This window comes from Thermogutta sp. (assembly GCF_014359955.1).
Classification (GTDB): domain Bacteria; phylum Planctomycetota; class Planctomycetia; order Pirellulales; family Thermoguttaceae; genus Thermogutta.
On record NZ_JACIYL010001080.1, the window covers coordinates 1 to 1,128 of the forward strand.

A 1,128-nucleotide genomic window follows, 5' to 3' on the forward strand; every position below is an offset into this window, starting at 1 on the left:
AGCCTTGGCGAAGTTGGAAATCCGCCCGGTCTCCTCACACCACTTCAAATTGTGCGGGATGGATCGTTCCCGATTGGTCCGGATTCGGGGCGCCCAGAATGCGTCCTCGACATGGACAGCCGTAAAAGGGACGATGGTCAATCGCCGCGGACTCGCGGATTTGGCAGTCTGGTCAGCTCCGAGCGTTCCCAAGCCCACCAGGACGAGTCCGCAGGCAACCATTCCCAAGATCACTTGCCGCATCGCACAACCTCCCATTTCATTGCAGTGAGGTACTTTGCTCCTTCTGCCGGTGGCACCGTTGTGTGGCTGAGACGCCCTCGGCGACTCATCCGTGTACGTTGTCATGGCCACGGCCGGTTCATTTCTTAGTGTACTCCAAAACCTGTCCTTCGCTCAGCAATCGCTCGCGGAGTTGGTCATACGGGACATCCTGGACGGCGACTTGCCGGGAAATGGCAAGATCGGCTGCCGCCGCGGCGGACTGGCCCAATATCATGAACACGGGCTCCATGCGAATGGAACCGTACGCCACGTGAGTGGCCGAAACACACACGGGCACCAGCAGATTCTGGCAATCTTCCCGCCGGGGCACGAGTGATCCGTAGGCGATCGCATAGGGGCGGGGCGTCGGCACGCCGATGTCCCCCTCGTTCTGCACATAGCCTTCCGGAGTGATGTAGCGCTGCACGTTGTGACTATCAATGGTGTATGAGCCCATCCCAACAGACTCGGGAGTCTCCTTTTTGCCCAGCAGGTCGTGCTCGGTCATTACGTAGGTGCCCACCATCCGTCGGGCTTCACGAATGTAGAGCTGGTAGGGCCAGTGGCCGTTGTCCACGAATTCATCCTTGGCAAGCCCCCACCGGCGCATTTCTTTCTGGACATCCTCCGGCACCCGGGGATCATTGGCGATGAAATAAAACCACCCTTTTTGATATGTTTCGTGCTCCTTGATGATTTCCCGCCGGCGTTCATAGCTCGCCTCGGGATAATCGTAGTTGTATCCGATATTATCCGTACTCATCGGGCCGTGGTTGTTGGTATCGGTCTTTCGGTTGGGAATGGGATCAAATTTTGCGAAAGTTTCCCGCCACCCGGCCTCAAAAATCCGCACCAAAAGCTCGT

General features: G+C 57.5%; 2 protein-coding genes. Both read right to left on the minus strand.

What is annotated here, in order from left to right; translation table 11 throughout:
- On the minus strand, nucleotides 1–243 hold a 243-nt coding region (locus H5U08_RS19505; protein ID WP_297037058.1), incomplete at its 3' end, for a hypothetical protein.
- 118 nt (nucleotides 244–361) lie between these two features.
- A partial coding sequence (locus H5U08_RS19510; RefSeq protein ID WP_297037061.1) for an FAD-dependent oxidoreductase occupies nucleotides 362–1,128 on the minus strand: 767 nt, incomplete at its 5' end.